The organism is Elizabethkingia miricola, assembly GCF_001675285.1.
GTDB classification, from domain to species: Bacteria; Bacteroidota; Bacteroidia; order Flavobacteriales; family Weeksellaceae; genus Elizabethkingia; species Elizabethkingia miricola.
The window spans coordinates 60,775-87,295 of sequence record NZ_LSGQ01000033.1 but is presented as its reverse complement, the minus strand read 5'-3'; the positions used below and the strand labels follow the sequence as shown (position 1 = coordinate 87,295).

General features: G+C 35.8%; 24 protein-coding genes. 16 read left to right on the top strand and 8 right to left on the bottom strand.

Annotation, left to right across the window (positions count from 1 at the left end):
* The 3 genes from ATE49_RS19540 to ATE49_RS19535 form a co-directional block, all read right to left on the bottom strand.
* Positions 1–702 (bottom strand): response regulator transcription factor, encoded by a 702-nt coding sequence (locus ATE49_RS19540; protein WP_059345356.1) that lies wholly within the window; start codon positions 700–702, stop codon positions 1–3.
* Positions 703–924: 222 nt separating this feature from the next.
* Entirely contained in the window at positions 925–1,047 is a 123-nt protein-coding gene (locus tag ATE49_RS20650; RefSeq protein WP_255522279.1) for a hypothetical protein, read from the bottom strand.
* A gap of 44 nt (positions 1,048–1,091) precedes the next feature.
* A complete protein-coding gene (locus ATE49_RS19535) occupies positions 1,092–1,520 on the bottom strand; it encodes a hypothetical protein (protein WP_065083470.1) in 429 nt (142 codons plus the stop codon).
* Between the two features lie 314 nt (positions 1,521–1,834).
* On the opposite strand from ATE49_RS19535, the gene ATE49_RS19530 reads away from it, so the two are divergent.
* The 6 genes from ATE49_RS19530 (at position 1,835) to ATE49_RS19505 (ending at position 10,847) form a co-directional block, all read left to right on the top strand.
* The gene (locus ATE49_RS19530; RefSeq protein WP_065083469.1) at positions 1,835–4,063 is read left to right on the top strand and encodes an alpha-L-fucosidase; all 2,229 of its coding nucleotides are present in this window, start codon (positions 1,835–1,837) and stop codon (positions 4,061–4,063) included.
* Between the two features lie 260 nt (positions 4,064–4,323).
* Positions 4,324–7,311 (top strand): SusC/RagA family TonB-linked outer membrane protein, encoded by a 2,988-nt coding sequence (locus ATE49_RS19525; RefSeq protein WP_065083468.1) that lies wholly within the window; start codon positions 4,324–4,326, stop codon positions 7,309–7,311.
* A 12-nt stretch (positions 7,312–7,323) separates the two neighbouring features.
* Positions 7,324–9,018, top strand: coding sequence for a RagB/SusD family nutrient uptake outer membrane protein (locus ATE49_RS19520; RefSeq protein ID WP_065083467.1), 1,695 nt, complete (start codon positions 7,324–7,326; stop codon positions 9,016–9,018).
* Between the two features lie 228 nt (positions 9,019–9,246).
* The gene (locus tag ATE49_RS19515) at positions 9,247–10,002 is read left to right on the top strand and encodes an SDR family oxidoreductase (protein WP_065083466.1); all 756 of its coding nucleotides are present in this window, start codon (positions 9,247–9,249) and stop codon (positions 10,000–10,002) included.
* A 69-nt stretch (positions 10,003–10,071) separates the two neighbouring features.
* Positions 10,072–10,419, top strand: a complete 348-nt coding sequence (locus ATE49_RS19510) for a hypothetical protein (RefSeq protein ID WP_065083465.1) — start codon at positions 10,072–10,074, stop codon at positions 10,417–10,419.
* Between the two features lie 5 nt (positions 10,420–10,424).
* Positions 10,425–10,847, top strand: a complete 423-nt coding sequence (locus ATE49_RS19505) for a hypothetical protein (RefSeq protein ID WP_065083464.1) — start codon at positions 10,425–10,427, stop codon at positions 10,845–10,847.
* A gap of 384 nt (positions 10,848–11,231) precedes the next feature.
* On the opposite strand, the gene ATE49_RS19500 is transcribed toward ATE49_RS19505, so the two are convergent.
* From ATE49_RS19500 to ATE49_RS19480, 5 genes are all read right to left on the bottom strand, one after another.
* The gene (locus ATE49_RS19500; protein WP_260234382.1) at positions 11,232–11,792 is read right to left on the bottom strand and encodes a hypothetical protein; all 561 of its coding nucleotides are present in this window, start codon (positions 11,790–11,792) and stop codon (positions 11,232–11,234) included.
* The gene (locus ATE49_RS19495) at positions 11,793–12,260 is read right to left on the bottom strand and encodes a hypothetical protein (protein ID WP_143349674.1); all 468 of its coding nucleotides are present in this window, start codon (positions 12,258–12,260) and stop codon (positions 11,793–11,795) included. It lies immediately after the preceding gene.
* 363 nt (positions 12,261–12,623) lie between these two features.
* Positions 12,624–13,103: a DUF4822 domain-containing protein gene (locus ATE49_RS19490; RefSeq protein ID WP_065083462.1), complete on the bottom strand. Its 480-nt coding sequence runs from the start codon at positions 13,101–13,103 to the stop codon at positions 12,624–12,626.
* A gap of 178 nt (positions 13,104–13,281) precedes the next feature.
* A complete protein-coding gene (locus tag ATE49_RS19485; protein ID WP_065083461.1) occupies positions 13,282–13,881 on the bottom strand; it encodes a DUF308 domain-containing protein in 600 nt (199 codons plus the stop codon).
* Positions 13,882–13,920: 39 nt separating this feature from the next.
* Positions 13,921–14,541, bottom strand: a complete 621-nt coding sequence (locus ATE49_RS19480) for a Crp/Fnr family transcriptional regulator (protein ID WP_065083460.1) — start codon at positions 14,539–14,541, stop codon at positions 13,921–13,923.
* Positions 14,542–15,250: 709 nt separating this feature from the next.
* Here ATE49_RS19480 and ATE49_RS19470 point away from each other — a divergent pair.
* From ATE49_RS19470 to ATE49_RS19425, 10 genes are all read left to right on the top strand, one after another.
* A complete protein-coding gene (locus ATE49_RS19470; RefSeq protein ID WP_065083458.1) occupies positions 15,251–16,669 on the top strand; it encodes a transcriptional regulator in 1,419 nt (472 codons plus the stop codon).
* Between the two features lie 500 nt (positions 16,670–17,169).
* Positions 17,170–17,403: a hypothetical protein gene (locus ATE49_RS19465; protein ID WP_065083532.1), complete on the top strand. Its 234-nt coding sequence runs from the start codon at positions 17,170–17,172 to the stop codon at positions 17,401–17,403.
* Between the two features lie 98 nt (positions 17,404–17,501).
* A complete protein-coding gene (locus tag ATE49_RS19460) occupies positions 17,502–18,158 on the top strand; it encodes a porin family protein (protein ID WP_065083457.1) in 657 nt (218 codons plus the stop codon).
* A 733-nt stretch (positions 18,159–18,891) separates the two neighbouring features.
* On the top strand, positions 18,892–19,074 hold the full coding sequence (locus tag ATE49_RS19455) for a hypothetical protein (RefSeq protein ID WP_034869731.1): 183 nt from the start codon (positions 18,892–18,894) through the stop codon (positions 19,072–19,074).
* A 17-nt stretch (positions 19,075–19,091) separates the two neighbouring features.
* The gene (locus ATE49_RS19450; protein ID WP_090346980.1) at positions 19,092–20,780 is read left to right on the top strand and encodes a fibrobacter succinogenes major paralogous domain-containing protein; all 1,689 of its coding nucleotides are present in this window, start codon (positions 19,092–19,094) and stop codon (positions 20,778–20,780) included.
* Positions 20,781–21,543: 763 nt separating this feature from the next.
* Entirely contained in the window at positions 21,544–21,726 is a 183-nt protein-coding gene (locus tag ATE49_RS19445) for a hypothetical protein (RefSeq protein WP_034869729.1), read from the top strand.
* A 32-nt stretch (positions 21,727–21,758) separates the two neighbouring features.
* A complete protein-coding gene (locus ATE49_RS19440; protein WP_065083456.1) occupies positions 21,759–23,387 on the top strand; it encodes an FISUMP domain-containing protein in 1,629 nt (542 codons plus the stop codon).
* A 498-nt stretch (positions 23,388–23,885) separates the two neighbouring features.
* Positions 23,886–24,065: a hypothetical protein gene (locus tag ATE49_RS19435; RefSeq protein ID WP_065083455.1), complete on the top strand. Its 180-nt coding sequence runs from the start codon at positions 23,886–23,888 to the stop codon at positions 24,063–24,065.
* A 10-nt stretch (positions 24,066–24,075) separates the two neighbouring features.
* Positions 24,076–25,608 (top strand): chitin-binding domain-containing protein, encoded by a 1,533-nt coding sequence (locus ATE49_RS19430; protein WP_065083454.1) that lies wholly within the window; start codon positions 24,076–24,078, stop codon positions 25,606–25,608.
* A gap of 244 nt (positions 25,609–25,852) precedes the next feature.
* Complete coding sequence (locus ATE49_RS19425; protein WP_081278519.1) at positions 25,853–26,497, top strand: cysteine hydrolase family protein; 645 nt, start codon at positions 25,853–25,855, stop codon at positions 26,495–26,497.
* The last annotated feature ends 24 nt before the right edge of the window (positions 26,498–26,521 follow it).

The window sequence follows — 26,521 nt, the reverse complement described above, 5'->3', positions numbered from 1 at the left end:
TTATGAAATATCCGATTCATAATCCTTTTTCATAATAAAACCCATTCCGGCTTTAGTATGAATAAGCTTTTCCGCAAAATCTTTATCTATCTTTTTCCGCAGATAATTAATATAAACATCTATAAAATTGGTTCCGGTATCAAAATGAGTTTCCCATACTTTTTCAGCAATTTCGGATCTGGAAAGAACTCTTTCAGGATTTTCTAACATAAATTTCAGGAGATTAAATTCTTTAGGAGTTAGTTTAACCGGAATTTTATCTCTGCTCACTATTTTCTGCTCCAGATTCATTTCAATACCTTCATACCGCAATACAAATACTTTTTGCTGCTGTTGCTGTGAAAAACGTTTTAGCAATACTTTGACTCTGGCTACCAACTCACGCATTTCGAAAGGCTTGGTAAGGTAATCATCGGCTCCGGCATCAAAACCTTCCAGTTTATCATCCGTAGTTCCCAGTGCAGTAAGCATTACTACGGGAAGATTAGGTTTTAATGTTTTTATTTCCTTACAGAAATCCAAACCGTCTTTTTTGGGTAAGACAATATCAGTAATTACAAGATCAAAATCTTTTTGTGTAGCTAGTTTCATTCCGGTCATACCATCGTATGCGGTACTTACTTCAAATTCGGCTTCCTGTAAGCCTTTTGAAATCAGTCTGGAAAGTCTGTCATCATCTTCTATGAGTAAAATTTTTGCCATGAGATCAGGAATTGTATTACCAGTATTGCAAATATCACGAAACCTGCAGAAAGAAACAAGTGGCAATAGCTGAAGTTTAGGTATAAATCAGTTGCAAATCGATTGAAACCGAAATAAGTCATTGAATTTGATTGAAAGAAAAGAGCTACTGCTTATCAAAAAATAGATGAAAGATTAAGTGTAAAATTTAGCAGTAGCCTTTGATATAATTCTATGGATATTTTATTCCTGATATTCCTGTGTATTTCTCATAAACAGAAAATCCAGAAAACGATCGCATGTTTTGAAAATATTGTATACTATCATGAGTATAATTAATTTGAAAATATTTTGTTTTTCTGTCATGATTCTGATTTTTAAGTTTGTTAAACAGAAAGTTGTCAGACTATTTACTTTTTTTCAGGAACTGTAACTGTAACTTCCACATATTTACTGCTTTGGTCGCTATCTCTTCCTGCCCAGAATTTCCAGGTATATTCTCCAGCTTTAGTTGGGCGAAAAGTAAATTCCTGCTTTTTCTCTTCTTTTTTATCAGTACATTGCTTCCCATAAACCTGAGAACCAATTACCCCTACATTCGTTATATTATCTGTATTCTTCAGTATTCGGAACTGGGCGAAAGACTGGCAGGTATTGTTTGTGCTATAAGTCACCTGTAGCTTATTAATTTCTCCTACGGGGCTTATTTCTGTAGCTTCTACTTGAGTAGCTGCGAGGTAACCATAGGTAATATTATCCCGTTTGTCAACATCTGAGCAACTTATAAAACATATACCGAAGTATACTGTAACGATTCCGGATTTCAGAAAATTTAGCATGGGTAATTTGATGTTCTTTCAATAAGATGCTTATTTTTCTTAAAGGTTGCGTCTGTATTTAAAATTATTAATCGGCATCTATATTAGCCATATTATTTTGATTTTTAATATAAACTTTGCGTAATATACCTGGTGTTCAGATACTACACAGCTTCTGCATTTAGTGTATACGGACAAATAATTAAATATTTTTTTTGCGTATTCTATATTATTTTCTAAATTTGGATAAGAGAGAATCAATAAAAGTGGTAAAACAATAAAAAAATAATAATATGAGATAAAGACTTAAATAACCATCGAAACTAAAACCAACCATGAAACTTAAAACCTGTATCACCTCTCTGGCTTTGCTGGAAGGTTTAGTCTGTATATCTGCGCAAAACGCAAAGATTATACCTGCTAATACTATTGCAATAACTCCTACAGACAGCAAAGAGCTTATTATAGAAAAAGCTGCTCATGTAATTCCCACAAAAAATCAACTAGATGCCCTGCGCAATGAGTTTATTGCCTTTATTCATTTTGGACCCAATACTTTTACACGTATGGAATGGGGCAACGGAATGGAAGATCCTAAAATATTTGACCTGAAAGAACTGGATACCGATCAGTGGTGTAAATCTCTTAAAGATGCCGGAATGAAAATGGTTATCCTTACGGTAAAACACCACGATGGATTTGTATTGTGGCAAAGCCGCTATACCAATCATGGAATTATGTCTACTAATTTTAGAAACGGAAAAGGAGATATACTGCGCGATCTTTCCAAATCCTGTCAGAAATATGGTTTGAAACTCGGACTATATCTATCTCCTGCAGATCTATATCAGATCGAAAATCCAAATGGGCTTTATGGTAATCTCAGTCAGTATACCAAAAGAACAATTCCTCGGGAAGTTCCGGGAAGACCATTTTCCAACAAAACCAAATTTGAATTTGAAGTCGATGATTATAATGAATATTTCCTGAATCAGCTCTTCGAAATTCTTACCGAATATGGTCCAATACATGAAGTCTGGTTTGACGGCGCTCATCCTAAAACGAAAGGAGGGCAGAAATACAACTACGAAGCCTGGAAAAAACTAATCCATACATTGGCTCCTAAAGCTGTAATCTTTGGTCAGGGGGATGTACGTTGGTGTGGCAATGAAGCTGGGGTTACCCGAAAAACAGAATGGAATGTATTACCGTTTAACAATAAAGATTTAACGGAAATAACGGGACTGACAGACTGGGAGGAAGATAATATCGGAAGACGTGATAGATTATATGATGCCCATTTTCTGCATTATCAACAGGCAGAAGTAGATACTTCTATCAGAGAAGGCTGGTTCTATCGGGATGATGTTTACCAGAAGGTAAGAAGTGCAGATGATGTATTCGATATTTATGAACGCTCTGTAGGTGGAAATTCAACATTTATACTTAATGTCCCGCCAAACAGAGAAGGCAAATTTTCGGATCAGGATGTAAAAGTGCTGGATGAAACCGGAAAACGTATTAAAGAAACTTATAGTAAAGATCTTCTACAGGGGGCTAAAGGCTCTAAGCAGGTATTAGATCATAACGATACAACATATTCTTTACTCTCTAATAACCAGATTGTTGTAGAGAGTAAAGTGCCGATAACAATTAACAGAATTGTATTGCAGGAAGCAGTATCCACACATGGTGAACGTGTGGAAATCCATGCTGTAGACGCATGGATAGACGGGAAATGGAAAGAAATAGCTGCGGCAACCAATATCGGTTACAAACGTATTCTTCGTTTTTCCGAAGTAACAACCCGTAAGATAAGGTTGCGTGTATTGCAGGATCGTGGCAGTGTAGCGATCAGTAGTATAGCTGCATATTATTATAAGATGAGGCCTCCACAATTGACTATTCTACAAGATAAAACAGGAAAGGTTTCGATTGATGAAAAGAAGCAACCTTTTGACTGGAAGAATCAGGATAAAAAAGATAAAAAAGACAAGGATAAAAATTTTAATATCTACTATACCACCGATGGTTCCGAGCCTGGCATCAATTCATTAAAATATATCGGGCCATTTGAAAAAGAGCAGGGTATAATAAAGGCTGTTGCTATTCTGAAGGGAGAACCTGGTGCTGTACAAACTGAAGTAGTCGGCATTGCTAAAAATAAATGGAAACTTTCCGAATCTAAGGACGGAACGAAGAATCATTCTGCTGAAGCTGCTTTTGATGCAAATCCTAAAACCTTTTGGCAGTCGGTAAATCAGACTATTCCTCAAAGTCTGAGCCTGGACCTTGGCGCTTTGTATACCTTAACCGGTATGGCGTACACTCCACAAACCGCATTTGGTGGTGGCATGATGGCTAAAGGTATTGTGGAAATAAGTGCAGACGGTAAAAAATGGGAAACAGCATCTGCTTTTGAATTTGGGAACCTTGTGAATGACCCGTCAAAGAGAGATCTTTATTTTAAACAAGCTGTTAAAGCACGCTATGTAAGGGTAACGGCTCAGGAAGTTGCCGGAAATTCTCAGGCTCTGACAATTGCTGAACTCGATTTCTTTTAATCACAAAACCTGATTGCACAGAACAATATTTTCTTCTGTATAAATATTGAAGAAACGATTCGTTAGTATAAATGACTGCAGAGGAACTTATGAATGCCTGTTTATGATATTCAGATTTGATGTCATATCCAATGTTCATCATTTCAGAAATTAATAAAAACAAAAAATTAAGGAGGATATTAGTGCTCTGACTAGTAATGGTCATAGAGCGCTAATACACCTGTCTTAAAAACTAAATACCAAACTCAAATAACAAAAATATGAAAACACTAACCTGTCGGGCTTCTTACAGCCCGGGGGTTGCTATAGCGTTTTTCCTGTGCTCTTTTGGCGGAGTACAGATGCTTAGCGCGCAGCAAACTCCATCTAAAAAAGAAATTCAGAAAAAGAAAGATTCAACCAACAAAACGAAAGACATTGATGAAGTCGTTATTGTAGGTTATGGTAAACAGAAGAAAGTCAATCTTACCGGAGCTGTTGCTTCTGTTTCTGCAAAACAACTGGAAAGCCGCCCTATTACCAATCTGGGGCAAGGACTTCAAGGCTTAATTCCGAACCTCAATATTAATATGGCAGGAGGAAAGCCCGGGCAGGGATCGACTTTTAATATCAGGGGAACAACTTCTATTAATGGCGGAGATCCGTTAATCCTGGTGGATAATGTTCAAATGGATCCTAACCTGATTAACCCGGCAGATGTAGCAACTGTGACTGTACTTAAGGATGCTGCTTCTACAGCTATATATGGGGTACGGGGAGCTTATGGCGTGGTACTGATTACCACAAAGACGGGAAAGAAAAATGCACGTATGGCTGTAAGCTATAATTACGACTATACTTTGAGCCGGCCTACAAAAATTTTTGGCACCATGAATTCCGTTGATTATATCAAAAGTCATATGGAAGCTAGTGCTACCGGAGCAGCTACCGGAGCAGGAGGGGCATCTTCACCTTTTACAGCTGAAGATTTACGAAGAGCAGAGTATTACTTACAGAATCCATCTCCCGAAAATGCAGTTTATGTAGATCCCGGAACCCCACGACTTTACAGATATACGGGGAATACAGACTGGGTAAAAGCATTATATCCTAGTTGGGCACCGCAGATGTCGCATAATTTATCATTAAGCGGTGGTAGTGATAAAACAACTTACTATGCTTCTTTGGGATATCTGGATCAGGCCGGGATGCTTGAAGCTTCTAAGCAAAAATTTCAGAAGTACAATGTTTCTTTTAAATTAGACTCGGAACTCGCTCCATGGTTGGATGTTAATACAAGAGTTACTTTCAACAGAACAGATAATAACGACCCTGCGAGTGTAGGATATGGAAGTGCAGAGCTTATTAAAAACGATTTAAGGCCATTGATGCCAATTAAACATCCGGATGGTCATTATTCAGGGCAAGGCGGATTTACCAATCCTTTTGCTATTCTGGAGTATAACGGGCGGAATATTGCTAAAGACAATGATATCTGGCTTACCGGAGGGATCAACCTGAAGCCGATGAAGCATGTGAATATTATTGCAGATTACACATGGAATAACTATACCTATAACCGAACGACCAATACCAAAGCTTTTAATGAATATGGTGCTAATGGAGTTTTGCTGGGTGTTTATCCATGGACAACTCCGGCGCGAGTAACTGAGGTTAATTATAATGACCGTTATCAGGCTATTAATGCCTATGCGCAGTATGAAAATACATTCGGAGGGAAGCATTATGTAAAAGCAATGGTAGGATACAATCAGGAACTGAAACAATTTAAAAGTGTTGATGTGAGCGTTAAAAATCTTATTAATCAGGATTTACCTTCTATTAATCTAAATTATGATCAGAAGCCTATAGTTGGTGGAGGAATTAATGATTGGGCTGTTGCAGGTTCGTTCTCAAGGATTAATTATGTATACGATGAGAAATATCTGTTTGAAGTAAACGGACGTTATGACGGAACCTCTAGATTCGCAAGAGGACATCGCTACTCTTTCCAGCCTTCTGCATCAGTAGGATGGCGGATTTCAAAAGAAGGATTTTTCAACCCTTTAAAAAAAGTAATAAATGAGTTAAAAGTCAGAGCTTCCTATGGAACATCTGCGAGCCAAAAACTCGACAAAGACAGAACCGCGAATAACTATCCTTATCTGGCTACTTTAGGTGTTAATCCTGGGAATTATATTTTTGGTATGGATCAGCAAGCTTATTTAAGCACACCAGGCTTAGTAAGTCCTGATTTCACATGGGAAAAGGTAACATCTCAGAATATTGGTATTGATTTTTCTATGTTAAGTAACAGATTAACCGGAAGTTTTGACTACTATATCCGTGATACCAAGGATATGCTGTATGCGGGATCTGCTGTACCTGCTGTATTAGGAACCAGTGTGCCCCGCCAGAATTCTGTAGATCTCCGGAACAGAGGTTTTGAACTCAGTCTTTCATGGAAAGATAGGATTGGTGAAGATTTCAGATATTCAGCTACTTTAGGCCTATCCGATTATCAGGCACGTATTACCAAATTCGGACAAAATCCCAATGGAAATATAGGAACTTATTATGTAGGTCAGAAATTGGGAGAGATCTGGGGTTATGTAACAGATGGTTATTTTAAAACAGATGCCGAGGCTCAGAGTTGGAACCAAAAATTTCTTTTTGGTGGCCAATGGCTGGCCGGGGATATTAAGTATAAAGATCTGAACGGAGATGGTAAAATAGATCAGGGTGATAATACAATTTACAATTCGGGTGACCGCAGGATAATTGGCAATAATACACCAAGATATCAGTATAGTATTAATCTGGATTTCCAATACAAGAATTTCGACATGACCATCTTCCTGCAGGGGGTTGGAAAAGCTGACTGGATGCCAGGAGGGAATGCTTTCTGGGGATATACAAGCGAATGGGATGTACCTACACAGGCACATATTGGACAATATTGGACACCTGATAACACCAATGCGTATTTTCCTAGGCTCAGGTTTGGTGGTGGTGGTAATTTCCAAACGCAGACCAAGTACATTCAGAGTGCTGCTTATCTCAGAGCAAAGCAGATTACCATTGGTTATACTCTTCCGCAGGAAGTTCTGGAGAGTATTAAGCTTAAGCATTTAAGGCTTTATATTACCGGGCAAAACCTGTTTACATTTACCAGTATGTTCAAAAACTTTGATCCGGAATATCTCCTTTCGGGAGCTACTTACCCAATTAGTAAATCTATTTCATTTGGAGCACAGCTTCGTTTTTAAAAATTTAATATCATGAAACTAAATAAAAAACAATTCATTTATACGGCCGCTGTTTTGGCATTGGTTAGTTTGTCTTCCTGTAAGCAGGATAATTTTCTGGACAGGGCTCCACAGGATAAACCTACAGAAGATATACTCTTTAAAACAGAGAATGATCTAAGATTATACAATAATCAGTTTTATGAAACTTTGCCTGTAGAATATTCCAGTCAGGATTCTCAGTCAGATAATCAGGTTCCTAATAGTGTCAATAGTTTTCTGGCAGGAACAGATCAGGTTCCGGGTTCGGGTGGCGGATGGTCTGCAGGTGATTGGTCCAATATAAGAGCCTGTAATTATTTTTTAAGAAAGAACAACGATCCTCAATTAGACCAGAATATAAAAAACAAATACAATGCTGAGGTTCGTTTTTTCAGAGCGATGTATTATTGGGACAAAGTGGTTCGGTTTGGAGATGTTCCGATTTATGAAACCGATTTAAATGAAAACTCACCGGAACTGTATAACCCTCGTGACCCACATAAAAAAGTTATGGATTTTGTTTTAAAAGATCTTGATTTTGCTGTGGCGAATCTTCCCGATCCTACAACTGAAAACAGGGTACATAAATATGCTGCTTTGGCCCTGAAAGCAAGGGTAGCTCTCTGGGAAGGAACTTTTAGAAAATATCATAGCCTGGGAGATGCCGAGGTTTTTCTACAAGCAGCAGCAGATGCTTCGCTTCAGATTATAAATTCAAACAGGTATGAAATTTTTTCTACAGGCAGGCCAGATGCTGATTATAACAGCCTGTTTATTCAGGATGATCTGTCTAAGAATAGAGAGAGTATTTTATCCAGAATATTTATTACCAATATCAATACAACAAATTATTCAAGAGGAGCAGGAAATGGTGATGGTTATAGTAAAGATCTGATAAATGCATATCTGTGTACAGACGGGAAGCCAATTTCGGTTTCACCATTATATGCTGGTGATGATACACCGGAAAATGAAGTGAAAAACAGGGATCCCCGATATCCACAAACAATTGCTACGCCAGGTTATATTATGTTTATTAATGAAAATGGATCAACTACTAAATTAGAGAGACCTAATCTTGGAACCAGTGCTACTTCTACAGGTTACCAGATTATAAAAGGGAGATCTTCTGATGCAAAGTTGCAAAATGCCAATCAGGATAATATAGACCGCTTTATTTTTCGCTATGCAGAGGTATTGCTAAATTATGCAGAAGCTAAAGCCGAATTGGGACAGCTTACTCAGGATGTACTGGACATATCGATTAATAAATTAAGAAAAAGGGTAGGGATGCCGGATATGTCTTTAGCTAGCCTTACTCCTGATCCTAATACACCTTTTCCGGGAATTAGTCTTCCGCTTCAGGAGATCAGACGGGAGCGTCGTGTTGAGCTAGCAGGAGATGGTTTCCGTTTCAAAGATTTGCTAAGATGGAGAGCCGGAGAGCTGATAAATAACCCTAAAACAATACAGGGAATGAAGCTTACAGATGTCTATAAGGCTACTTATCCAAAAGATGCAAATGGAAAGTCACAAGTGGATAATGTATTGCTGGATGCACAGGGGAATGTCCGTGTATATCCTAATATTACAGCAAGAGCATGGGACAATAAAATGTATCTGTACCCATTGCCTAAAGATCAGCTATTACTGAATAAAAGTTTCAAACAAAATCCGGGCTGGTAATTTTATACAAGGACTAATAATTACAGAAAGAGGGAAGCATCGATATGATGGCTTCCCTTTTTATATACTACATGTATCCTACATGTGTTGTAAAAGAGTTGATTAATTGTTTTAGGTGAATTTATTTGGACCAAATTGTTTTTAACTTTGATAAGTTCCGAAAAGTTCACCATAAATTATCAGTGAGCAGTATGCACCTTTGTAACACTAATTTAAAATATATATATGATGTCAAAAAATGATTTAAAAAACAAAGTAGTTTTAATTGCAGGTGGTGCGAAAAACCTTGGTGGTCTGTTAAGCCGTGATTTTGCTGCCAAAGGTGCAAAACTGGCAATCCATTACAATAGTGATGCTACAAAGGCTGATGCCGAAAAAACGCTTGCAGATGTTCAGGCAGCAGGAGCGGAAGCATTTCTGTTCCAGAGTGACCTTACAAAAATAGAAAATATTACCAAGCTGTTCGATGAGACAGTTTCCAGATTTGGCGGGGTTGATATTGCAATTAATACAGTAGGTATGGTACTTAAAAAGCCATTTACTGAGACAACAGAAGCAGAATACGATCAAATGTCCGATATTAATTCCAAAGTGGCTTATTTCTTTATTCAGGAGTCTGGAAAGAAGTTAAATGATAACGGAAAGATTTGTACTATTGTAACTTCTCTTCTGGCTGCTTATACAGGTTTGTATTCTACTTATGAGGGAATGAAAGCTCCGGTAGAACATTTTACAAGAGCAGCTTCTAAAGAATTTGGTGACAGAGGTATTTCTGTAACTGCTGTAGCGCCGGGGCCTATGGATACTCCTTTCTTCTACGGACAGGAAAGCTCTGATGCTGTAGCTTATCATAAGTCGGCTTCAGCTTTAGGAGGTCTAACGGATATTAAAGACATTGCGCCTCTGGTAGAATTTCTGGTAAGCGATGGCTGGTGGATTACCGGACAGACAATTTTTGCTAATGGTGGTTATACCACAAGATAACTAATCCAGGAACAGAAAGCTCTTCAATTTTTTTAATTAGGAGTTTTCTGTTTTTAATTTCTGAAAATTATGGTACTAAAAATTATAAATGCTGTTCTGATTTTATTTGCTGTATTTATGGGCTTTAAACAAGGTTCTGCTATGTTTGCAGGAAAACCTGAAATGCTGGAATTATTTGGAAAATGGCATATTGGAAAATCCGGAGTAATGATAAACGGATTGGTTACTATGCTGTCTGCGGTATTAATTCTTTTTCCGAAAACTTTTGTATGGGGAAATTTTCTAATGGCTGCAGGGATATTGCTTATTATATGTTTTCAGGTTTCAGAAAGAGATTTTAAAGGAGCACTTATAGAATTGCCATTCCTGTTACTCAACCTATTAATAATTTATTTGCAGCATCCCCTTAAAAATTAAAAGCAATGAAAGCTTTATTTATCTACAGTCTGTGTATTTCTTTGACAGCCTGTGCACAGAAACAAAACTCAGAATCAACTATAAAACAACAATCCCCAAAAACACACACGATGGATTTATCAAAAATTACAAACAATCAGGTGAAAGATGCTATAGAAGCCTTGCAGAGCGGTAATAAAAGCTGGTATTCTTACTTTATAGAAAACCCGGAGATGACTGATGATGATCATAAAGTAGAATTTAAATCTTTTTTTGCGAAGGCTTTGGGAGATGAAAAGTTTCTGAGTATAGATAAAGTAGAAGATGAGGGGAAAACTTTATACGGAAATTTTAAAGCCGGACAATGGGGTACATTTCGTGTATTTTTTAAGTTTCATCAGAATGCTGATGGGAAATTTGAAAGATTGGATATTGGACAAGCTAACTAAATTCAGAAAGAGTTGTCAGGGCAATATAGTGTACTGTATGTCAAATGTTTTTCTTAAAGGTTCTTAATGTCTCAAAAGTGAAAAATGAAAATTAAATATTTTCTATGTTCTGATTATGCCCTAAAACAGGGCTTTTCTTTTGTTTGTTTTTAATTTCTCTATTCAGGGAGATATGTTTTTTGTATTAAATTTTTCTTAACACTGTTGCATATATTAAAATAATTTGTACTTTTGAAGTGAATAAATTTTTTTTATAAAATTTTTTGTGATTTGGTAGGTCCCGGGCAACCGGGACCTTTTTTATTTCATACTAAAACAGAGGTTTAGATATAGATACAAAAGAATGTATTTGCTTCTGTAATACTATTGAAAGTAGTATAAATTCTACTTTCTGTTTTTTATCTTCTTTTTATATATCGGTAAATTTTTTACTCTTTTAGACGGTTGCGGAGTAGGGGTTACTACTGCCGAATCAGTCTGAACTGATATTACATTACTTATAGCATCTATACCGGATGGCGCTTCTTCGTATAGAGGTGTTAATTCAATAATATTGTTATTCTCCTTAAAATAATAGGATCCGGATAAAATTTTAGGTTCTTCACAATCCGGACTCATAGCACCATCGCTTGTAGCAAGTTCGATAATATTATTCTCCCTTACGCGATAAAGACCTAAGGCATTATAACATGAAATACCTGTCTGGTAATTGATATTATCTTCAAATTGTATAAAATGAAATTTGGCCCGTTCATTTGATAGGTTAATCCATTTTGCTTTTATCAAGATCGCTTTACCATTGGGAGCAATATGGTCTATTTTCCATGTTGTCTTTATAAACGGATTATGCTGGGCATAGACTATAGAAAATAAGGACAGTATCGTAACTACAAAACTTATAATAAGCCTGTTTATAATAGTTGTATGTGAAAATTTACAGCTCATTTATTCCTTCTTTAGAACGAAAAGCACTTTATTATTTATTGAGTCTATATTGTTAGAGAAATAAAGCCCGGTTGGTGTTGCTTCCAGTAAAACTTCATTTGCCGAATAAGTGCCGTCATTATTACTTTCAATTATACTATATACAATTTTGCCTTGTGTAAAATCCGGATTTATAGTACAATTCATATCCGTAATCTCAGTTTTCCTCATGGCGCTTGATTTGCCGTTTTCACTAATGCTAAAGTCCAGCGTGCGCTTTTGTGGATTAATGATAAATATGGCTTTTACAGGTTTCTCTGTTTTATCTTTTGTGAAAATCATTTTATCCGAGCTTAGTTTTAACATTTGCAGACATTGTTTTGAATAAGATATTTGAGGCGTGGTGTCTTGTGCAGTTAGTTTTCCAACTCCTGTAATAAGCAGGAATAATGATAAAGGAAACAAGAATTTAAAAAGAGGAGATTTCATAATAAGTGTTTTAGCTACAGCTAAAGTTAAGCAGATTTTTTTGAAACAGAACTTAAATAAAAGAGCCCGGTTATTATAACCGGGCTGTGGCTTTTTCAATTAGTTTCACATTCATATCAACAGATAAAGCCATAAATTTTAATTTTTTATAAAAGTGACCAGCCTTCCGGAGTTAGCTGATCACGAAACACAAATGAATGATGAAAATTTTATATAAAATCCTCTCCGCCGGATTGATAAAAGTATGTTATCATCTGAATAAAATTGCTTATGAAATATATCGGAACATCATAGTTTTATATGAGTCGGTTATTAGTTGAAAAAGCGGAGAGAATATAATTTTAGTTGTATGATATTTCTGTATTACGGATTTATTGTAATTGGCTCCTTATGATTGGTAGGAGTGTGGATAATATCATAATAAACAGTTTTATCATCAGCATTTGGATAAACCCTGTAGGTAAACTCAGCTTTCGTTAGTACCGTAATGTCCACCACGCGTGTAAATATTACTTCACCATTAGCATTTTTAGCTACAATGGTTCTTGTTTTTCCATCAGGAGATACAGACCAGTCGCCTCGCATCTTTGGAGAATCATCCAGGTTATACATGGTAAAAGTTCCGTTGTCTTTGAAATAAGCGAAGCCTACAAAATTGATAACGTTAGGATCGTTAAGATCTACTTTGCCACCGGCAGCATCTTTAGCTCCTGTAGTTTCCCATGGTGTAGATGCCAGAATCTGGCTTGGCGTTAGCGGGATGTCTGTATTATCATTGTCACGCGAACATGAGATTAAGACCATGGCCAGCGCTGCTGCCCAAACTAAAAATAACTTCTTCATAGTTTTAAAATTTAAATTGATTAAAAGAGACGAGTATTGCTACTCTTATTATTGTATGATTATTTGTGTTTGTATCTTGAATACAAATATGTAATTAAATTATATTGGCATTGGTAACTATTGTTACACTATATTATTTATATAAATATATATTCAGAGATCTGAAGAACAGTACTTTCTATGCAATCGACACCAGTTTTGTACTTTTTGTCAGTTTCTTTAGTAGCCCGTAGAATCTGTTTACCTTTCTTAGCTCCGAGTATAATAATAGACCTGCAATTCCGGTTGATATAAATAAGGCCGCCATTACAAAATTTACAGGAAGCTCCAGAGTATCGGGGTCGGCAATCAGTATTACAGAAAAAATAAGTCCGGTAATACTTGCAATACCTATATTGCCCCAATCAGCATGTTCGTGCTTTTTAAGATCCCACGCAGCACCCAGTAAAATACCTGAGCGAAGCAAAGAAGCCAATCCTGTAACGTATACAGAAGGTTCTGATACAGTAATATAAATTCCTGTTAGCAGTATTAATAATCCGAATAAAAGATAAAGCCCCCAGCCATTAATAAGCTTGTAATTCTGAACAGAGAAGATGCTCAGAGATAAACCTGATGCTATAAAAAGAATTCCGGGAATCTGAGAAGATGCTATCTGATTTTCTATTAAAAGACTAAGCATATAAAAGCCTGTAAGTATTGATCCTGTACTGGTAAGTAATGGGAATAAAATATTTTTTAATGATGAATTTATAGTAGTATTGAATGAATCTGACATAATATATATTTAAAGTGAAAAATGGAAATGTTGTTTTTTCTATATCAGTGTAATCTGATTTCTGTTGAGCTTCAAAACTCCTTTTTCTTCTAATTGTTTCAACAGGCGGGAAATAACTACACGTGATGTAAGTAACTCATAAGCTAGTTGTTTGTGGGTTATTGGTATTACTCTGGATCGTGTTACTTCAGCTTTGTTTTTTAGTAAATACAGCAAACGTTCATCAGTTTTTTTATACGCATAATCTACTACATTAATAAGGTCTTCATAATGCTTTATGAAAAGTAGAAGAATATAGTCCAGCCACTGTGGATGCTCTTTTATAAAGAGCCTGGCTTTTTGAATAGGGAGAAAATAGATTTCAGAGTCCTCCTCTGCTTCTACCCGCAGACTACTGGTAATATTGTATATGCTTCCCCAAAACGGAAGGATACAGGTTTCTCCTTTTTTTACGTAATACAGAAGGATAGCTTTATCCTCATTTTCTTTGCGTACTATTTTCAGAATACCTTTAGTAACTACAGGTATAGATAGTGTATAAGCATTTTCCTTCAGAATAACACTTCCTGCTTTGTAGCTTTTTTTTATACTATTTTCATATAGCTTTTTAATTAATTCAGGAGATGATTTAAACGCTGGTATTTGTTGTAAGTTTTCCATTTTTGTGTTTTTTATTTTCTAATGCTTACCAGATATGTTTAAAGCTTGTATAAACAAGTGTAATTGTTACTCTTTTAACCTTAGAGGCAGTTCATCAGAAAAGGAGGTCATTGGGAAGTTTTTTAATGTATGTATTGCTAAGAGTAATATGTTGCCAGTGACCTGTTATTACTTTTTAGTAATTGCTTGTAAAGCAATATTGCTTTCTTCATTTTTAGCGTTGTTATTTGGACTAAAGGATGATATGGCTAATAAAAATAGAAATATAAGGACCACCCATATCGTAATAAATTTCACTTCATTTTTCATATTCATTTTTTTTAAATAATTGTTATTGTGTTTATGAATTTGCAAAGCTGATATTAAAAGCTGGTGCTTTTTGTAACATATGTTACGTATCTGGTATTTTTTAATCGATCTAAAATTTGCTGCCTTTGGAGGTGTGAATATTTTGTTTTTCTGGTACAAATCTATTTCCGTTATCATGAAAAACTTTTACTGCAATTGTACTTCATCTGTTTAATGTGTTGTAATACAGTTTCTTGACTTTTGGTGTAACGTATAGATGAAGTGAAAAGGGGAATCTTGTTTGAGAGAATTATTATCAATTTTCATTGCTTCTGAAGATGGGATATTTATTTAGAAAGCAAAATTTGAAAACTTTGAATCATAATTCTGTTTATCTTTAATCGTTGTAAAATCATCACTAATGCCTGGCAAAATTTCTTCTGTAAAATTTTTATTATTATTCCTTTTTCTGTTGTCTCAAAAATATCCGGCTCAGGATTATTCCTTTTTTCCCGAGCCTATAAAAAAGACCTTTGAATATTATGATAAGGGAGAACTGGTGAAAGCAATGGACTTCAATGTTAAAGCTCTGGAAAAATATAAAAAGCTAAATGATAAAGACGGAATTATTACAGCATATACCAATATTGCATCATTGTTGTTTTCTGTAGACAAACTGAAAGAAAGTATGCATTACCTTGATAAGGCCGGAGAGGAAATGAAAGGAAGCAAGAATCCTTTATTTCAGACAAGGTTCTATGGTGAGTATGCACGGATTTATACCAGGTTGGGCTTACACAAACAGTCCAATGAAAGTTTTGAGAAAGCTATAGATTATGCTAAAAAGATACCCAACGAAAAGCAAAAGACCTTTTCTTTATTTTCCATTTATACATGGAAGCGCCTTAATTTTCTCAATCAGCAGGATTCTCTGAGAAATATAGAGAAAAAACTGATCCGTATTATGCCCAGTGCTATTACTTATAGCAAAATAGCCGATGGTTTTATCGACAAAAGAATTCAGCTGGATTCAGCTGCTTATTATCTGAACAAAGCAGACGCTGCTCCAGATTACAATAGTATGGCGGTAAGTGGAATTACTCTTTTTAGTTACGGAAAATTATACCAGGTAAAAGGAGATTATCATCAAGCTTTGGAATATTATCTGAAATCTGTTTCGGCTTTGCAAAAGACGGAATTCAGGACGTATACCAGAACTGCTTTCGATTCCATTTCCAATACTTATGGCTATCTTAATAATGCTGAGAAATCCAATGAATATCTGAAAAAATATAAAGCCATAAATGACACTATAAAAAATGAAGAAAAAGCTGCGGTAAATATTGTTGTAAACAAATTACTTCAACAGGAAATGCAAGAGAAACAAAAACAAAAAAAGAACTTGTATTTTATATTCTCCGGCTTTGTAGTATTAGTTCTTATTATCATTTATGCTATCCTAAGGTTTTATCGGACAAAACAACTGAGAAAAGAAAACTTACTGGAACAACAGACAATGGAAAATATGCAATTGAAAAGGCAATTGGACGGTTCTGTCGATCAGATTATAGAATTGGCAAAAACCAATAGCCCCTTTTTCCTGACGCGCTTCCGGGAAACCTATTCCGATTTTATAGATCAGTTATTGTCCCATCAATCTAATCTTACAGATTACGACTTAAAATTGGCTGCTTTTATAAAACTGGGGCTTAATACCAAGGAAATTGCCCAGTATGAAAATGTCTCGTTACGGACTGCTGAAAGCAGAAAATACAGACTTAAAAAGAAGCTGAAGTTAGATTCCGAAACCAGTCTTAACAAATGGATACTGGAACTTTGAGACCATTTAAGGTATGATAATACTATAATGCTTTAACAGATAAGAAGTAGGTGGAAATCCGGGTTTTTAAAAGCTTTAATGCAATTTAAAACTAGAAATGTTGTAACATATGTAACAGAAACCATAAAACTTATCCATTAATATTGCAGCTAAAAGTAGAATACATTATACCAATATTTTTTCATAAACATGTTTATCTATAAATGAGAGTCCTGAGAAATCAGGACTCTTTTAATTAATGGCTATAATAATGTGCTTTTATAGTAGGCTGATTTTGTGCTACCCTATTGTTACTTCAATTGTTTTGTAAATAATTGTTAATGTGCTGTTTGTGAATTTGAAGTGTAATTGTAGTAGACTGTTTTGAGGAGCTTTGATATAGTTTTGCAGATGCAACGAAGTACCGGTGAATTGATTCTGAATAGACCTAACTATACAACAACCGATTGTATGTACCCATAAACATAGACCATAATAAAACAACAACAAATAGAAATCCGATGAAAGAAAATGCTACTGAGTATAATTACTTATTAGGAAAAAGTAAAAGAGATGTGTTATCATATCTAGGGGAAGGGTTTAATTTCTATCCCGATAATACATGGATTTATGATATAGATAAAACATGGTGGGGAAGGTGTACCTCATTATTGTTAAAGTTTGATGGTTTTAAGGTTAAAAAAATAAGCCTGATCAGTTCTTTTGGAAAAATAAAGCACGAAAAGTACAGATAAGATCAATCTATCATAGGCATTATCTTTTAGCCAATTCTTCTATTGATGGGGCTTTGACTAAAATAACAGAAGTATATAAAAAATAATCAATATCAATTATGAAAAAAACAATTTTAGTATTCGCTCTGGCTATATCTGCATTTTCATATGCACAAACAGATTCAGACGGAATCAGATTTGGTATTACAGCAGGAGTAAACCGTTCCGGCGTTAGTAATGCCCACAGACCTTCAGGTCCACGGTATAATTTTCAGGCCGGGGGATTAGCGCTTATACCGATTAGCAAAACCCATCAGCTTTTCTTACAGCCCGAAGTGTTATATCACGGTGCGGGAGAAACAGGAAAAGATCCTGATTTTAAAGGACAGGATGGTTATAATGCATTGTATGCCAACAATTATATAAGTGTACCTGTATATTTCAAAGCCTATTTTTCAAAAAAAGCTTCATCATTTTTTGCAATGGCAGGACCCAGATTTAATTTTCTGATCGATCAAAATGTAAAGAATATCCCGACAGGCAGGCCGTGGTACGATCCTGATTATAGTGATCCTAACGGATTAAACGGAAAAGCTGCAAGTCTAAACTTTGCAATAGGTTTAGGCGTAGGATACAGCATCAACAGAGATTTCGAAATTGTTATTAAACATGATGTGGGTCTTTCCAATACTTATAAAGGCTTAATGAATGAGCTCAGTAACCGAAATAAGTCAGAACAGGTTTTCAGTGTAGGAGCCACCTATATCTTCAGGTAATCCGAATCTGTAATATTTTCACCTCAACTAAATTATGAAGTATAGGTACATACCGGATTGGATAGTAAGACAGGAGAACAACAGGTATATACCCTGCTTTTAAAATAGTTTTTCATAGATCTGTTTTATGATTTAGTTGTGAGTCCCGGGAAACCGGGACTTTTTTATGAACTATTATTAATGATAGCATTCATGGTATTGTATTACTATTTAGTCTAGAACATAATTAGCATATAAGTTTTTATAGAAATAATACAGATGTGGAGTTTCTAAATGCTTACAGATTTATGGGATTAGTACAGAAAAAGAATAACAAAGATTATCCTAATGCAGACTCAGCAGACAGCTTTCTAAATAATGAATTTCGGATGCTTGACAACATTAAGTAATGAAAAAAGGTAGGGTGGCTAAATAAAGAATAATGAACCCATGATATGATTTCCGATTTAGAAATTATACAAGTCTGCCGGCATGTTTAATCTTCAATATTAAACCATTATTCAAAAAAAAATAACAACCAGATATTACTTCATTATCACTTATGTTATTTTGTATATAGCTGTTTTTCAGTATTTTAAAATTTTAAAGTGTAATTGCAGTACAAGATTTTTGGCATAACGGAGGTAGATTTGTAAACACAATACGGAAGGAAATAAATAATGTCTTTGTGTAACACTTGTTACAAAATTTCCTGAGTATTAATTAGAATTTCGCACAATTAAAATGAAAACAGATGAATAAAAAATCGAAAAAACAAAAGCAGAAATATGAAGCTCCAAAAATAGAAGTCGTACTTGTAAAAATGGAGCAGGGAATCGCTGCAGGATCAGCCAGAGTAAGTCCGCTGGATACCGCTAACGGTACTGTTAAAGACGAATGGGATACCGAAGATCAGTCAGGAACTATAGATTGGTAATTTAAAAACAAACAAAAATGAAGAATTATATAAAATTTTCCATAACAGGAATTATACTAAGTCTTGTTCTCTCATTAGCTATAGGTTGTCGTGGTACAAATGATTCTGTTGAAAGTGAACAAGGTCCGGCTTCAGTAAAGGTTATTTTAAAAGGTGAAGATTTTAGTGATACAGGTAATATTGGAGCACAGGCTTCTAGTGGAAGAAATAGTACTGATTCTGCAGCGGAGACAGAGCAAAGACAGGAGATTGCTTTAAAAAATAATAATGACTATAAAATAGTGGCAACACTTACGCCGGCGAAATCTGTTAATACTTCACAAGCGTCTTCCAAAGCAAATCTTATTGCAGCCACCGAAACCAATCCTTTACCCAATGGTACGAGATACAAAGTTGTTGTATTTGATAATAGTGGAAACTATCTTACAGAGCAGGATTATGTCAGTGGTCAGGCGGGTTCAGATATCACGGGATTAGATGGTGGCAGTGCTTATACTTTTATTGTTTATTCTATTGGCTCTTCTACAGATTTACCTATTGTGACCTATGTTGATCCACTCAATAAAACTTTAGCTACTGCATCAGTGAATAATGTATCAGGAGATAATGATCTGATGTACTTTTCTAAAACAATGACAGTTTCCGGAAATGGGACTAATTATTTAGATACGGTACTAAGACACCGGTTTAGCCAGGTCACCACAACAATAGATGCTTCCCCTACGCAAGTATTTACTATTACGGGGATTACAACACCTCAGATTTTTCCGCATTATAATAGCGCGTCGCTTAAATTGTCGGATGGAGGTGTAACGGCCAGTGGAAATACTAGTAGAAATTTAACATTTCCCACTCTTGGTACTGCAATTGCAACCGCAAATCCAGTGCTGATTAATCCACTGTTTGAAACTGCAAATCAAAGTGATATGGTGTTTTCTATAGCTAATTTAACACTACAGGCAAACGGAGCCAACCCTATTCAGATATCTCACCAGTTTGCCTTTTCACGCTTTAGGATAGGCAGGGGTATAAAATATAATCTTAATCTGGCTATTGTCCCGAATGACCAATATTTAACCTTCAGAGGTTATCCGGCAGTAAAAATAAATGGGATGATTTTTATGCGTCATAATTTAGGATCAAATTATTTAGCTGATCCTGATGTTCCAAGTCCTGATATTGTAGGGAATTATTACCAGTGGGGGAGAATTGCACCGGTTGCAAATGCGACCACAGGAACAGGACCTATTGCAGGCTGGGATAATACAACAGTTCCTCAGGCCAATGCATGGAATCTTGGCAGTCTCTCTGTTCCTCAGAAAAATCGGACAAATGATCCCTGTCCGGATAATTGGAGGGTAGCGAGTCGTGCAGAATTGGGATTTTTGGCAAATCCAGTTAATACAACTTATACTTATATAGGAAATACGCAAACTACAAGTACGAGTTCTGCAGCAGGTGTCTTTACCAGTAAATTTAATCCAAACGTAAAGGTTACCATGCCTTTTACAGGTTTTAGAAATGGTCCTGATGGTTCGTTTGCGATCAATGGAACTACTACCTCTGATATAGAAGGAGAATATTGGTCGTCCAGTCAAAATGTATTTGGAGTTTTTAGTGTAGGTGGTACAGGGTTCTTTTCAGCTGGTGGTGTCATAACTCAAAGAGGAATGCCTGTGCGTTGCGTAGCTACATATCCATACTAAAGTACATTTTCAGTGTATAACAGTTTAATTATAAAAATTTCATAACTTATTTGTTTGTGGAGGGTGGGTATATATCGATAAGAGTTATCCACCCTTTTTATAGAAATAAAATAATTATATAAATTCCAAAGTATTATCAGAAGTCTACGGAAGCTCATTGAATATCTTCATTATACTTTTGTTATTTACTTTTTGAGAATCTATAACAGGCAGCGGAGTTTGCCTGTTTTTTTATTATCGATTTTAAATAGTTTCTTAGTTTAAAGCATCATTAGGATATACACTTTTGCAGAGTAATCCAGATGTGGGAATTCTAAATGCATTAGTACAGAAAAAGAACAACAAAGATTATTCTAATACATACTCAGCGGACATCTTTCTAAATAATGAATTTCGGATTCATGACAACATTAAGTAATGAAAAAAGGTAGGGTGGCTAAATAAAGAATAAAGAGCTCATAACATGATTTCCGACTTAGAAATTATACAAGTCTGCCGGCATGTTTAATCTTCAATATTAAACCATTATTCACAAAAAAATTAACAACCAGATATTACTTCATTATCACTTCTCTTGTCTTGCAATCTATTGTGTTTAAGTTAGTTGTGATTTTGAAGTGTAATTGCAGTACAAGGTTTTTGGCACAACGGAGGTAGATTTGCAAACACAATACGGAAGGAAATAAATAATGTCTTTGTGTAACACTTGTTACAAAATTTCCTGAGTATTAATTAGAATTTCGCACAATTAAAATAAAAACAGATGAATAAAAAATCGAAAAAACAAAAGAAGAAGTATGAAGCTCCGAAAATAGAAGTCGTACTTGTAAAAATGGAGCAGGGAATTGCTGCGGGGTCAGCCAGAGTAAGTCCATTGGATACTGCTAACGGAACAGTTAAAGATGAATGGGATACTGAAGACCAATCAGGTACTATTGAGTGGTAATACAAATAAACAACAAAATAATGATATAGATTATGAAAAACAGATTTTATAAAATAAAGGCTTTCCTGTTTGTGTTATTGATAACAGTAACAGCGTGCCGTAATTCAGATACGGATCATCATTTAGGAAATGAGCCGGTAGCTGTAAAAATGAATATGAAAGGTACTGAATATAACGATGCCGGAAATTTAGGATCATTAGCTTCTTCCGGAAAAAGTGCCGGCATCGGATTATCGGTGCAACGCCAGAATATCCAACTGACCAAAGACTTAGTGCTGACAGCCGAATTAGTACCTGATACAGCTTCTGCACAGGATAAAGCCAAAACATTGCGGAATGGTATTACAGCTGTAGAGACTGGTGATTTGGCAATGGGCGTCCTTTATAAAGTTGTGGTTTTTGATGCTAATGGAAACTACGTTACGGAAAGAGACTATACCCGTGGACAGGAAGATAGTGCCCAGGCGCTAATGCTTGACGGAGGCAGCAGTTATACTTTTATTGTTTATTCGATTAATACTTCTGCAAACCTGCCACCTGTTACTTTCTCTAATCCTAATAACAAAACCTTGGCAACAGCGAGCTTAGCCTCACCAACAATGGGTTTGAATGATCTTATGTACTTTCGAAAAGATATGGCAGTATCCGGAAACGGAACCAATTATCTGGATATTGTATTAAAACATAAATTTAGCCAGGTTACCCCCAAAATAGACGCTACAGCTACAGGCTATACTATTTCTTCTGTACTTAACCTAAGTATGATAACTAACGTATCTGCTACCCTACAGTTGTCGGATGGAAATATTACTGCACGTGCAAACCCTAGTGCAAACTTGTTCGCTGGTTTTGCAGGATTAAATACAATGATCGTAACATCGGCCCCAAACCGATATAATGTAGATACGACAACAGGTACTTTAACAATTGGATCTATTAAAATAGGGACTGTAACACGGACGAATTTAACATTGAATAACTTAACGATTAAGCCAGGTGTTAAATATAATCTGAATGTTGCGATTACCCCAACTGATATTTATTTAACCCATCAGGGGCAATCTGCGGCGCGGATTAATGGAAAGATATGGATGAGGCATACTCTGGGAGCTACAACTTCTAATGATCCCGATGTTCCCAGTCAGGCTATTGCCGGAAACTATTATCAATGGGGGATTATTACGGCGGTTGCAACAGCTTCTACAGGTGCAGGTACTATACCTGGATGGAATACAACGAATCCTTCTCCGGCTAACGCATGGAATAGCGGAACGGTAGCAGCTCCTGTAAAGACATCTGCGGATCCTTGTCCAGCGGGTTATAGGATACCAACAGACACAGAGTTCAATCAATTGATAGCAGCTACAACTCAGACTAATATTGGAACATGGACAGCTACGAATGATGTAAATAATTTTTCTGCTGCAAAAGTCTTTACAAGTAATACCAATAGCTCTGTTAAAATGACTTTTATGTCAACAGGCTATAGGAGAGGAGGAGGAGGAGGAGATGCTAGTGATGGATCTTTAAATCGCCGGGGTGTTGCCGGTCAGTACTGGACAAGTGTAAGTACTATTAATTACTTTATGCCCAATAATACTGTAAGCCGTAGTATTAATACTAATGTAGAAGGACACCAGATTCGTTGCATTGCACAATAGTATAAAAATTAGAGACCTTATCAGCCTCAATTTAAAAAAATGATAAAAATTTCATAATTTGTTTGTTTGTAAAGGGTGGATGTATTCACAATTATTCACCCTTTTTATCAATAAGAAAGAGATTTCAATACCTTAAATAATGTTTTAATTATAACTAACATCCATAGAAGTCGTCCATAGTGTTTATATGTAGTTCAGGTAACTTCATTATATTTTTGTTTACTACTATTGGCGGTTATAACAGGCAGCACCGTTTGCCTGTTTTTTTGTTTTTATATAGTATAGATTTTTACTTAGAAACGGATGATATTGACAGTCGGATGTCAATGCAGCTTATAAAACAGATATAATACCATAGATTACCGTCATCAGGGTTAATTAATAGCAATTTCAAAACACAAAATAATTGATAACGTGTTACATATGTTACCAATACAGAGAAATGTCAGTCATAATTTTGCAGTCGTTTAAAAAATAGGAAAACAAATAGCAAAAATTATGAAGAAAACAAAAACACAAAAGAAAGAGTATATCCCTCCAAAAGTAGAAGTGACATTGATTGAAATGGAACAAGGGGTTGCAGCAGGATCTGCGCGGGTAACACCTGTAAGTGCTACCAGCCAGGTAGAACAAGAATGGGAAACCGGAACGGATAGAGATACAACTATTAACTTTTAAAACCAGAAAGATGAAAAAAATATTAAAATACAATTCTGCTTTTTCAAAAGGTAAAATAACGGGTATTGGAAGTTTATTTCTGGGTGTATCATTCTTTTTATTCTCATGCAGAAGCGCAGATACAGAGCGTCAGATTTCCGAAAATCAGGCCGTAGTAAAAGTAAATCTAACGGATAGTGAATTTGAAACTCTTTCTGATAACAGTAATACAAAAAGTGGAATTCAGTCTGTTGATCCGAATGTGCAAGTGAATCGTATTAAGCTTACCAATGAGCTCGATCTTATAACAGAGGTTACTCCTGTAGAAAGTAAAGAGAGGGGACAGCGTACAATAAAAGGAGGTGCAATAGATGCAATTGTAAAAGATCCTTTGCCGAATGGTACAGTATACAGGGTAGCGGTATACAATAATAACGGGGCATTTGTAGAGAGTAAAGATTATACCAGAGGGAATGAGGGTACTGTAAGTATGAATTTGAATGGTGGCAGTACCTATACTTTTGTCGTGTATTCTGTTAATACCACCAATGTGACAGACCTGCCGGCGATAACCTATACAAATCCGGCAGTTCCTACTTTGGCAACAGCCAGGATTAGTAATACACCCGGAAACCGGGATATGATGTATTTTAAAACAAACCTTACTGTATCAGGAAGCCAGACGAATTATCTGAATGTTATATTAAAACATAGATTCACCCAGATTACAACGGTGATAGATGCTTCTGCAAGAAATGCTAATGTAACAGCTGTTACAGGTAATTATAGCCCACATTCGGATACAGGACAATGGACGATGAATCTTGCAGATGGGGTTGTTACAAGGACAGCAACAAACTCAGCGGGATCTCCTATCGTATTTCCAACGCTTAATGCACAGGTTGTAACTTCCAGACCAACCATTATCAACAGTAATGCCACCAATGCAGGCGTTTTGGCCTTTTCAACTTTAACAATAGGCGGGGTAACAGCAACCAATGTTATACCTTATAATAATTTGCAGCTTACTCCCGGAGTCAGGTATACGGCAAACGTAAGAGTAGCCCAGGCTGTGGGGTCAATAGCTAATTTAATTTGTGCAAGTGCAGTTTTTAATACTACGTTCTATAATAATGAAGATGTTGCTGCAAATACGACGCTTACAATTCCTTATCAGGGAGGGAATGGAGGAACATATCCTGGTCAGGTTGTTCAGTCTACAGGTGTTACAGGGTTAAGAGCAACATTAGCAGCAGGAAGCTTTGTCAATGGAAATGCTAACCTTATACTTACGATTTCGGGTAAACCTCTTGGAGAAGGGCCGGCTATTTTTACTATTACGATTGGAGGCAGAACATGTATAATAAGTGTAGAAATAAATCTGGCAAGGGGTGTGCTTATCAGATGTGTCGCTGCTGGTTTTTATCCATATCCTAATGTAGGTGATAAATATCTCCAGTGTGTACAAATAAGTGGTCAATGGTATTATTATGTTTATTCTTGTCCTGCCAATTCTAATTTTAATCCATCAGTTGGTAGATGTGTAGTGGGATATGTCCCATAATAACCTTGCCAAAATACTACAATGATATTTGAATTCCATAGAAAACTGTCAATATTATTTTTAAGCTAGGTAGTTGTAACTTTATTATACTCTCCAATTACTTGTTTTTTGACAGTTGGAAACCGGCAAAATTATTTGTCGGTTTTTGCATTTAGAATCAGGAAAATAAACACTGTTTTTTGAACTAGTTCAAATGTCAGGACTTTTTTTGGCTATAGCTTTGTACCATAAAATTTAAATAAAAATGAAGAATTTACATAAAGGTATTATAACTATATGCCTATCATTAATCTCAATTGTAACAATTAACGCGCAAAAGAAAAAAAGTATGGAAAACACTGCATTATTAATTATTGACGTTCAGAATGATTATTTCAAAGGTGGAAGAATGACACTGGTGGGTGCTGAAGAAGCCGGAAAAAATGTACAACAGGTTCTGTCATATTTCAGAAAAAATAGTCTTCCTGTTGTTCACATCAAGCATATTGCAACAAATGATGGTGCAACTTTCTTTTTACCAGATACAGAAGGTGTTGAAATTTCGCCTTTAGTAACCCCAAATGCTGATGAGAAAGTTGTAATAAAGCATTATCCAAATAGCTTTAGAGAAACCGAATTGCTGGAATACCTGCATTCAAAAGGAATAAAAAATCTTGTTATTACAGGAATGATGACCGATGTCTGTGTGGAATCAACAACAAGAGCAGCTTTCGATTATGGTTTTAGTAATACTATTGTAGGAGATGCAACAGCAACAAGAGATCGGGAATTAGATGGACAGGTTGTAAAAGCTGCTGATGTGCAAAAATCTTTTCTGGCAGGGATTTCAGCATTAGGTGGATTGTATACAGGTATTGTCAATACACAAGATTTGTTGAAAGGAAAATAGTTTTGACTTTAAATAAGCAGCTTA